The sequence below is a fragment of the Pseudomonas sp. P5_A2_2 genome, assembly GCF_054177685.1.
Map to the genome: position 1 here is coordinate 1 of NZ_JBGCUL010000111.1, position 9,436 is coordinate 9,436.

At 60.8% G+C, this 9,436-nt stretch carries 8 protein-coding genes; 4 read left to right on the forward strand and 4 right to left on the reverse strand.

All coding sequences use genetic code 11. The features are described from left to right. A partial coding sequence (locus ACXRVY_RS10340) for a fatty acid desaturase (RefSeq protein WP_458237346.1) occupies nt 1–889 on the forward strand: 889 nt, incomplete at its 5' end. Nucleotides 890–1,002: 113 nt separating this feature from the next. Here ACXRVY_RS10340 and ACXRVY_RS10345 read toward each other — a convergent pair. The 3 genes from ACXRVY_RS10345 to ACXRVY_RS10355 are packed head-to-tail and all read right to left on the reverse strand — an operon-like array spanning nt 1,003 to nt 5,039. Next, nucleotides 1,003–2,613: an arylsulfatase gene (locus tag ACXRVY_RS10345; RefSeq protein WP_223463264.1), complete on the reverse strand. Its 1,611-nt coding sequence runs from the start codon at nt 2,611–2,613 to the stop codon at nt 1,003–1,005. Nucleotides 2,614–2,628: 15 nt separating this feature from the next. Continuing rightward, nucleotides 2,629–3,444 (reverse strand): ABC transporter ATP-binding protein, encoded by an 816-nt coding sequence (locus ACXRVY_RS10350; protein ID WP_223463265.1) that lies wholly within the window; start codon nt 3,442–3,444, stop codon nt 2,629–2,631. Continuing rightward, on the reverse strand, nt 3,441–5,039 hold the full coding sequence (locus ACXRVY_RS10355) for an ABC transporter permease (protein ID WP_458237347.1): 1,599 nt from the start codon (nt 5,037–5,039) through the stop codon (nt 3,441–3,443). Before ACXRVY_RS10355 ends, ACXRVY_RS10350 begins: the two co-directional genes overlap by 4 nt. 401 nt (nt 5,040–5,440) lie before the next feature. On the opposite strand from ACXRVY_RS10355, the gene ACXRVY_RS10360 reads away from it, so the two are divergent. Continuing rightward, a complete protein-coding gene (locus ACXRVY_RS10360; protein ID WP_458237348.1) occupies nt 5,441–6,454 on the forward strand; it encodes an ABC transporter substrate-binding protein in 1,014 nt (337 codons plus the stop codon). Nucleotides 6,455–6,578: 124 nt separating this feature from the next. Here the strand turns inward: ACXRVY_RS10360 and ACXRVY_RS10365 are convergent, their stop codons facing one another. Beyond that, nucleotides 6,579–7,499 (reverse strand): LysR family transcriptional regulator, encoded by a 921-nt coding sequence (locus tag ACXRVY_RS10365; RefSeq protein ID WP_223463268.1) that lies wholly within the window; start codon nt 7,497–7,499, stop codon nt 6,579–6,581. 183 nt (nt 7,500–7,682) lie between these two features. Here ACXRVY_RS10365 and ACXRVY_RS10370 point away from each other — a divergent pair, with 183 nt between their 5' ends. Both ACXRVY_RS10370 and ACXRVY_RS10375 read left to right on the forward strand, forming a co-directional pair. Further along, nucleotides 7,683–8,603 (forward strand): TauD/TfdA dioxygenase family protein, encoded by a 921-nt coding sequence (locus tag ACXRVY_RS10370; RefSeq protein ID WP_457265712.1) that lies wholly within the window; start codon nt 7,683–7,685, stop codon nt 8,601–8,603. Nucleotides 8,604–8,737: 134 nt separating this feature from the next. Next, nucleotides 8,738–9,436: TonB-dependent receptor (locus tag ACXRVY_RS10375; RefSeq protein WP_458237349.1), on the forward strand; the 699-nt coding region annotated here is incomplete at its 3' end.

Genomic DNA, 9,436 nt, shown 5'->3' on the forward strand with positions numbered 1-9,436 from the left:
CTATATGACCGGGCATATGGCTTGGTGGGCGTGCCTGTTGCTCAACGCATTTTTCGCCTCGTTGACCCATGAGCTGGAACACGACCTGATTCACAGCATGTACTTTCGCAAGCAGAAGGTGCCGCACAACCTGATGATGGGGCTGGTGTGGCTGGCGCGGCCGAGCACCATCAACCCATGGATTCGCCGCCACCTGCACCTCAACCACCACAAAGTCTCCGGCTCCGAAGCCGACATGGAAGAACGCGCCATCACCAATGGCGAGCCATGGGGATTCGCACGGTTTCTGATGATTGGCGACAACATCATGTCGTCGTTAATCCGCATGCTGCGGGCCAAGACCTTGGCCATGAAGTTCAGCATCATTTACCGCACGCTGAAGGTCTACGCACCGCTGGCGCTGATGCATTGGGGTGCGTGGTACGTGTTTCTCGGCTTCCACGCAGCGAACGGCGTTGCGCATCTGATGGGCGCACCGATCGAGTGGTCCGCGACCACGTTGTCGGTGATGCAGGTGATCGACATCGCGGCAGTCGTGATCATCGGTCCGAACGTGTTGCGCACGTTCTGCCTGCACTTCATCAGCTCGAACATGCACTACTACGGTGACGTGGAGCCGGGCAATGTAATGCAGCAAACCCAGGTCCTGAATGCCCCGTGGCTGTGGCCGTTGCAGGCGTTCTGCTTCAACTTCGGCAGCAGCCACGGCATCCATCACTTTGTGGTGAAGGAACCGTTCTACATCCGCCAGTTGACCGTACCGGTGGGGCACAAGGTGATGCGTAAGATGGGCGTGCGGTTCAATGATTTCGGTACGTTTGCGCGGGCGAACCGGTTTGAGCGCAGGGAAGAAGTGGTCGGGGAGAAGGTGCGTACAGCCCAGGCTTAAGGGTTGTCTGCTAAGGCCTCGTCGCGAGCAAGCTCGCTCCCACATTGGTTTTGTGAGCGCCAAAAAAACCTGTGGGAGCGAGCTTGCTCGCGATAGCGGTGGTTCAGGCTGAATCAATCCGGCTGAAACGGCGACTCACTCAAGATCACCCCGGTCTCATCCACATACCGCTGCCAATGCTCGATCAAGGCACCAAGCTTCTGCGGTTGGCTCGACGCCAGGTCATGAATCTCCCCCGGATCATTGCCCAGGTCATACAGTTGCCAGGTCGCCGGCCCGACCGGTCCCGGGATGTACACCGCCTTCCATTGCCCCTGTCGAATCGCCCGCCGACCGAATAATTCCCACCCGGTCACGGTGTGCTCGTCATGCACTTGCGCCGTCTCGCCCGACAGAAACCCCAGCCACGATTTGCCGCGGATTTCCGCTACGGGTTTGCCATGCCATTGCTTGCCCGGATGGCGCACACCGGCGAGGTCGAGAATGGTCGGCGTGATGTCCATCACCGTGCCGAAACCGTGGCTGATCTGTCCCTTGAGCGGCAGCTGCGGGTAGTGCACCAGCGCCGGAACGCGGATCCCGCCTTCGGTGGTGAAGGCTTTGAACAACCGCGACGGCGCGGTGGCAACCTGCGCCCAGTTCGGCCCGTACCAGACGTAGGAATTGGCCCGGCCGATGTTGTCCAGGCTGTTGTCGTAATGCTGATTGAGATAGGTCAGCAACTGCGGGCCGAATTTCGGGAAAGCCTCCAGCAATGCCCCTTCGGCGCCGTTATCGGACATGAACAGGATGAAGGTGTTGTCCAGTTGCCCTTGTTGGCGCAGGTAGTCGACGACGCGGCCGATGTTCCAGTCCATGCGCTCGACCATCGCCGCATAAACCTCCATGGCCCGCGCGGAGATCTGTCGTTGTTCGTCGCTCAAGGCATCCCATTGTGCGCTCAGCTGGATCAACGGATGCGGCTCGACATCGGCCTCGATCAGCCCCAGCTTTTTGAGTTTTTCCAGGCGCTCGATTCGCAGGACTTCAGGGCCGGCGTCATAGCGCCCGCGGTATTTTTCCACCACCTCGGCCGGCGCCTGCAAAGGCCAGTGCGGTGCGGAAAACGGCAGGTAAGCGAAGAACGGCCGGGTCTGGTCGCGCTCCTTGAGGTATTGCAGCAGCTTGTCGCCAAAGGCATCGGAGGAATAGAAATCCTTCGGCAGTTCATCGATGAATTGGTCGTCTTCGATGTACAGCGCCGGGGTGGATTTCAGCAACCGTGGCGTCGTTTCATCGTAGGTCGGCTCGAACCCGTAGTGGTTGGCGGCGCCGGGCAACAGCGAAAACGAACGCTCGAAACCCCGGGCGTGAGGCGCCAGTTCTGCGGTCAGGCCCAGGTGCCATTTACCGCTCATCAACGTCTGGTAACCGGCCTCGCGCAGCAGCTCGGGCAGGGCGACCACGCGGTCGTTCAAATGCCCTTCATAGCCGGGTTTGCCGATCAGGTCCGGGGTCAATGCTTCGGCCATGGTGCCGATGCCGGCGATGTGGTGGTCGGTGCCGGTGAGCAGCATCGATCGGGTCGGCGAGCAGGTCGGTGCGGTGTGAAAGTCGGTGAGGCGCAAGCCATTGTTGGCCAGTGCATCAAGGTTCGGCGTGTTGATTTCGCCACCGAAGGCGCCGAGGTCGGAAAAGCCCAGGTCATCGGCCAGGATCACTAAAAAATTGGGACGTTGCGGCATCAAGCATTTCCTTTTTCAGTAGGCAATGAAGGACAGCGGCAGATCGCGGACCTGCACCGGCACGGGGGGCTGGTAGTGATCGTCGCTGGTGAGTTCGTGAAGCAGTTCTTCGCGCAGTTGGTGGAAGTCGAAACTGCTGCGCTGGCGCGGATGGGGCAGGGCAATCTCGACCACTTGCTTGATCCGCCCCGGTCGCGGCTCCATCACCACCACGCGGTCGGCGAGGAAGATCGCTTCCTCGACGTCGTGGGTGACCAGTACTGTGGTGATTTTTGCCCGCGCGCGGATCGCCAGCAGTTCGTCCTGCATCTGTTGGCGGGTCAGCGCATCGAGGGCGCCAAAGGGCTCGTCCAGCAGCAGAATCCGTGGGCTGGCCACCAGGCCGCGAGCGATGGCCACGCGCTGCGCCATGCCGCCGGAGAGCTGGTGCGGATAGGCGCGGGCGAAGTCGCCGAGGCCCACCAGTTCGATGAAGTCATGGATGCGCTTGTGCTTTTGCGCAGCGCTGAGTGGCTCGTTGACCAGGCCCAGGCCGATGTTGTCGGCCACGCTCAGCCACGGGAACAAGCGGTGTTCCTGAAAGACGATGCCGCGCTCGCCGCCGATGCCGGTGACGGCTTTTCCGTCCACGCTGATCTGCCCCCGAAATTGCGTATCGAGGCCCACCAACAGCCGCAGCAAAGTGGACTTACCGCAACCGCTGGAGCCGACGATGGCGACGAACTCACCCTCGGCGATGTCCAGGTTGAATTCGCGAATGGCCTCAAGTGTGAAGCCGTCGACGTCGAAGGTTTTGCCCACGTGATTGAAGCTGACAATCGGTGCGTTCATGCGTGTCTCCAGCGGGTGGCGCGGATTTCCAGGCGTTGGCCAATGAGGTTGAGCAGGGCGCCGGTCAGGCCCACCAGCAGCATGCCGGCCATGATCAGGTCCATGCGCAGCAGTTGCTGGGCGCCGATCATCTGGCTGCCGATGCCGCCGTTGGACGGCATGAAATATTCGGCGCCGATGGTGCCGAGCCAGGCGTAGATCAGGCTCAGCCTGAGCCCGGCGAAAATCCCCGGTGCGGCGCCCGGCAGCACCAGACGGCGCAGACGCTGGGGCAGGTTCAGGCGCAACACCTGCGCGGCCTCGTTCAGTTGCGGCGACAGGTGGGCGACGCTACGTTGGGTAGCGATGAACAGCGGGAAAAAAGCGGCCAGGGCAACGAACACCCACTTGRCCAATTCCCCCAGACCGAACCACGCGGTGAGCAGCGGCACCCAAGCGAAAATGGCGATCTGGCGGATGGCGGCAAGGGTCGGACCGAGCACGCGTTCATTGGTCCGCGACAATCCCAGCAGCAGCCCCAAGGCAAACCCGAGCCCACCGCCGAGCAGCAATCCGCCAAGGGTCCGGCCCAGGCTCAGGGCCATGCCGCCAATCAGCGTGCCGTCGAGCAGGCCATTCCAGGTGGTGTGCAGGACGGCCAGCGGACTGACCAGAATGTTCGGGTCAATCCACTGCTGATCCGAGGCCAGTTGCCACAACGCCAGAAGCGCCAGTGGCAGCAGCCACGGCTGCAATCGCTGCCAACCTTGATAACGCGGCCCGCGGCGGATTTCGGCGGTGGCCGGGTGCGGCCAGTGCACCAGTTTCCTGTCCAGCAGACCGATGCCGCGATCCATCGCCACGCCGATCAAGCCGATCACCACGATGCACACGAAGACGATGTCGAGCATGAACAGCTGTCGCGCCCAGACCATCAGGTAACCGATGCCTTCGCTGGACGCGAGCAGTTCGACAGCCAGCAGCGAGGTCCAGCCGGCAGCCAGCGCGAGGCGTACACCGGCCATGAATGCCGGCAGTGCGGCAGGCAGCACCAGGCGTCGGATCAACAGATGCCTGGGCAAGCGCAACACGGCGGCGGCCTCGCGCAGCTTTGGTTGTGCATCGCGCACGCCGACCAGTGTATGCAGGGTCACCGGCACCACGATGGCCTTGATCAGCACCACCAGTTTCAGCACCTCACCGATGCCGAAAAACACCATGAACAATGGAATCCAGGCCAGGGTCGGGACTTGCGCCAATCCGGCGAAGGTCGGAAAGACCAGGCGCTCCAGTCGATGACTGAAACCCAGTGCCGCACCCAAAACGGCACCTGCGCTGACCCCGGCCAGCAAGCCCCAGAACAAGCGTTGCAGGCTGATCCACAAATGGCTCCACAACTCGCCTTGGGACAATTCAACGGCGCTGTTCCAGACCAGGGTCGGCGCTGGCAGGATCTGCTCGCTCATCCAGTGATTACGGCTGGCGAGCCACCAGAGCGTGAACAGGGTGATCGGCAACAACCAAGGCAACAGTCGACGATTCAGACTGGGCCAGAGGCGCTGGTTTTCCAGTGGTGGCGCGGCCAGCGGCAGGCTGAGAAGGGAAACACGGGCCATGAACGACCTCCGTTGTCGGGTTGCAATACAGGCATGCTTTTTTGTAGGAGTGAGCCTGCTCGCGATAGCGGTGTGTCAGGCAAAGATGTCTCGATTGACCTTCCGCTATTCGCGAGCAGGCTCGCTCCTACAAGGGTTCAGGCGTATGCAAAATTGATCTATAAAATTCAAAACAAATACTATTCAGAGATAAGAGAGGCCATTTATGGCCTCCCTAAGCTTCCGCATCCAATGCATTCGAAGAATATTTTTGRTGCCGCTTGGGCATATCGGCGGAGAGCCCCGGATGCGTTGATATAGATCTAAATGGTCTAAAAATGTGAATTTATAGTATTTAAATGTTGACTCTACTTCAGCCTACTTTCGGTTCCTCAACGCCCGTTGCCCAAGGAGCCGCACCCATGAACCTTCCCTTCAAACGTGTCATCAGCCTGTTCGCCGCACCGGCCCTGGCGGGTCTGCTGGCCTTCACAGCCAACGCTAGCGAACTCAAGGAAATCCGCATCGCCGTGCCGGACCTGAGTGCCGGTACCCAGCACAGCGGTGGCGGAGTAGTGGATGTGCTGCGCGATCAACAGATCTTCGAAAAGGCCTTTGCCGATCAGGGCATCAAGATTCAGTGGAGTTTCTTCAAGGGCGCTGGCCCGGTGATCAACGAGGCGTTCGCCAACGGTCAGGTTGACCTGGCTTACCTTGGCGATTTGGCGGCCATCATCGGCAAGTCCAATGGACTGGATACGCGGTTGCTCAGCGCCTCGGCGCGCGGGGTGAAGCATTACCTTGGCGTGGTGCCGGGTTCAGGGATCAAGACCCTGCAGGACCTCAAGGGCAAACGCGTGGCGATTTTTCGTGGTACCGCCAGCCAGTTGTCCTTCGATGCGGCGCTGGCCAGTCAGGGTTTGAGCGAGAAGGACGTGAAAGTCATCAACCTCGACTTCAACGCGGCGGTCGCGGCGCTGGCGGCGAAGCAAATCGATGCCTCGTGGGGTGGTTCCGGGCTCACGGCGTTGYAGGCCAAGGGGCTGGCCGAGTTGCCGCTGAACACCAAGGACCTGGGCGGCGCCGGCAGTGTGCAGGCGGTGCTGGTGGGGACCGGGAAGTTTGTCGACGAGCATCCCGAGGCGGTCGCTACATTGCTCAAGGCACAACAGCAAGCCGTGACGTGGCTGACCCAGGACAGCAACAAGGACGCTTATATTCAGTTGGTGTCGGGGCTGGCGAGTTATCCGGCGGTGATCCTCACGCAGGATCTGAAGGATCAGAAACTGAGTGAGGTTTTCCCCTCGACGCTTGACCCGGTGTTCCTCGGCAAATTGCAGGATGCGGTGGATCTGGCTTCGCAGCAGAAGCTGATTCGCAAGTCGTTCAAGGTGAGCGATTGGGTGGCGCCGGAGTTGGCCGCGGCCAAGCTTTGAATCTTCAGTGAGCTCACTGGCCCCATCGCGAGCAAGCTCGCTCCCACATTAGATTTGAGTCGTACACAAACTGTGTGTCCGACAGAGATCCCCTGTGGGAGCGAGCTTGCTCGCGATGGGGCCATCAAACCGCGACGCTGATCTGCTGCCTGTCCACCGCCACCAACGTCTCGATCATCGCCCGCGCCGCCGGTGACAACCGGAACCCCGTGCGACTGACGATCCCGCACCGCGCATTCATGCTCTCGATGTTCTGCGGCAAGTTGCGCCAATGCAGTAGCACCAGCGAACCCTGGGCAATGTCCTCGATAAACGCCTCCTCGGTGCCGACACCAATCGCATTCGATTGCAGCACCACTTTCACCAGCGCCGGAAAATGCTCGGTCTCGATGGTCGGTGAAAAATCCACCCGCCCACTGAGGTTCGCCAGCAGTTTGCGAATGCCCGGCGGGATCATCGTGGTCGCTAGCGGGTAATCGAACATGTCGTTGGTCGACAGGCTCTCCTTGGCCAGCAGCGGGTGCCCGGGCCGGCAGAAAAACACACCGCGCTTGGGCGTCAGGGCCTGGGTCTGGAAGTTCGGGTCGGACTCGAAATGGCGGATGTCGGCGATGAAGAATTCGATCTCTTCACGACTCAGGGCACGGCTGAGTTTTTCCCAGTTATCCACCTCGAAGCAGGTGCGCACTTTCGGGTGCGCGTTGATGAATTGCGCCACCGCATCCGGCACCAGTTTCACCGCTGGTGCCGGACCGCAACCGAAGCGCAGTTCACCGGCATCGAGCTTGGTCATCTGCGTCACTTCGGCATTCAAGAGGGCCGCGCCTTGCACCAGGCTGCGGGCATGTTGCAGCACCACCAGGCCTTCGGGGGTGGGGCGCAAATCCTTGTTGCCACGGTCCACCAGGACGCAGCCGAACTCGTGTTCGAGCCCCTGAATGCTGCGGCTGAAGGCAGGCTGGGTAATGCCCATGGCCTCGGCCGCGCGCACGAAACTGCGGTGTTCGTCGAGGGCGATGAAGTAGCGCAACTGGCGAAGATCCATATGCTTTTCCGGCATCCTAAAAATAGCTCGAAGGCATTTGCGACGAAGGTTGACTGAGGTTTTAAATGCAACCTCTTATTCCGTCAACGAAGCATGTGTATATCTATTAGATCTAAATTGAATATAGATAGAGCAGTGTTTCGCGGCCGGTTCAATCGCAAGCAGTCTGATGAGGGTCTACCCATGAGCAATGCCGCTTTCGCAGTGCAACCCGCTGTTCACGCGCTTGAAATCCACCCGGTGGCCGGTCGCATCGGTGCCGAAATTCGTGGCGTACAGCTTTCGGGCGAGCTGGATGCCGCCACCGTCGAAGCCATTCAACAGGCGCTGCTGCAATACAAAGTGATCTTCTTCCGCGAGCAGACCCGGCTCGACGATCAGCGCCAGGAGGCGTTCGCCCACCTGCTCGGCGAACCGGTGGCGCACCCGACCGTACCGGTGCGCGAGGGCACGCGCTTTCTGCTGGAACTGGACGGTGCCGATGGTCAGCGAGCCAGCTCCTGGCACACCGACGTGACCTTCGTCGAGGCCTACCCGAAAGCTTCGATCTTGCGCTCGGTAGTGGCCCCGGCTTTCGGCGGCGACACCCTGTGGGCCAACACCGCCACCGCCTACGACGGGTTGTCGGCAGAGCTGCGTGAACTGGCCGACAAACTGGTCGCCGTGCACAGCAACGAATACGACTACGCCGGCAACAGGCCTGACGTCTCGGCCGAGAAGCTGGAGCGCTATCGCAAGATCTTCACCTCGACCGTCTACGAGACCGAACACCCGGTGGTCCGCGTGCACCCGATCAGCGGTGAGAAGAGCCTGTTGCTGGGGCATTTCGTCAAACGCATCAAGGGCTATTCCCAAGCCGATTCGGCACACCTGTTCGGGCTGCTGCAAAGCCATGTGATCCGCCAGGAAAACATCGTGCGCTGGCGCTGGAAGGCTGGCGATGTGGCGATCTGGGATAACCGCTCCACCCAGCATTACGCAGTGGATGACTACGGGACCCAGGATCGCGTGGTGCGGCGGGTGACGCTCAAGGGTGAAGTGCCGGTGGGTGTGAATGGGCAGCGTAGCCAGACGGTGAAAGGGCCGGATATCGACGGCGTCTGAGCTGACGCTATCGCGAGCAAGCTCGCTCCCACAAGGGATCTTTGGAGTTCACGGGACCAGTGTGGGAGCGAGCTTGCTCGCGATGGCGGCCTGGCAAGCAACAAAGAACTTTTTTTGATCGGGAACCCCGCCTTATGAGTCCGTTGTACCTCGCCCCAACGTCGTCACCCCAACGGCTCAAACGCCTGCCTCTGGCCCTGTTGCTGGCAGGAAGCGCCGGTTGGACCCAAGGCTATGCGGCCGACAGCACCACCCCTGAAACCACTCTCGCAAAAACCGCCACGGCCGACAATGCACAACTGGAAACCGTAACCGTAACCACTCGCCGCCGCGAAGAAAGTTCGCAGGATGTGCCGACACCCATGAGCGTAGTCAGCGGCCAGACCCTGGAAACCCAGCGGATCTATCGCATCCAGGATTTGCAGCAACTGGTGCCTAGCGTCAACGTCGCCTACATGCATGCGCGCCAGTCCAGCGTGTCGATCCGTGGCCTGGGCAACAACCCGGCCAGCGATGGCCTGGAGGGCAGTGTCGGGCTGTACATCGACAATGTTTATCTCGGCCGGCCGGGCATGGCCGTGTTCGACCTGATGGACATCGAGCAGCTCGAAGTGCTGCGCGGTCCGCAAGGCACTTTGTTCGGCAAGAACACCACGGCGGGCGTGATCAACATCAGCACCCGTGCGCCGACTTTTACCCCGGAACGCAGCATCGAATCTTCGGTGGGCGAGGACGGATACTTCCAGACCAAGGGCACGATTTCCGGACCGCTGAATGACGAACTGGCCGGACGCTTTTCTGCGTATCGCACCCGCAGCGACGGCGATATCAAG

Coding starts and splice junctions, on each gene's coding strand:
- ACXRVY_RS10370 (WP_457265712.1), top strand. CDS start 7,683: ATGAGCAATGCCGCTTTCGCAGTGCAACCCGCTGTTCACGCGCTTGAA.
- ACXRVY_RS10345 (WP_223463264.1), bottom strand. CDS start 2,613: ATGCCGCAACGTCCCAATTTTTTAGTGATCCTGGCCGATGACCTGGGC.
- ACXRVY_RS10350 (WP_223463265.1), bottom strand. CDS start 3,444: ATGAACGCACCGATTGTCAGCTTCAATCACGTGGGCAAAACCTTCGAC.
- ACXRVY_RS10365 (WP_223463268.1), bottom strand. CDS start 7,499: ATGGATCTTCGCCAGTTGCGCTACTTCATCGCCCTCGACGAACACCGC.